The following is a 235-nucleotide window of genomic DNA, read 5'->3' on the forward strand; positions in this document are numbered from 1 at the left end:
AGTAAAAAAAAATGATGACATTGTAAACTACCTCGCTGACCTTGGTAGTACTCCTGATGCTGCTGGTCATTATCAGATTCCTTTGGCTGCTCACTACTGTGTTGGATTCGTGGGCTTCGCGCCTATCCACTGCCACGTCTCATCCATTGTGTGTGTCCCACGCTCACCCTGCTCCAGCTGGTCGCCTGATTCCTTGATCGGTCGTGCTTCCTTCCTCCTGGTTATCTGATGTCGT

1 protein-coding gene is annotated in these 235 nt (G+C 50.2%); it reads left to right on the forward strand.

The features are described 5' to 3' along the window. The coding region (locus G3O01_RS44710) for a hypothetical protein (RefSeq protein WP_205813896.1) at positions 1-229 on the forward strand (229 nt) is incomplete at its 5' end. Positions 230-235: the final 6 nt, after the last annotated feature.

The sequence above is a fragment of the Burkholderia sp. Ac-20365 genome, from assembly GCF_017104715.1.
Taxonomy (GTDB): Bacteria; Pseudomonadota; Gammaproteobacteria; order Burkholderiales; family Burkholderiaceae; genus Paraburkholderia.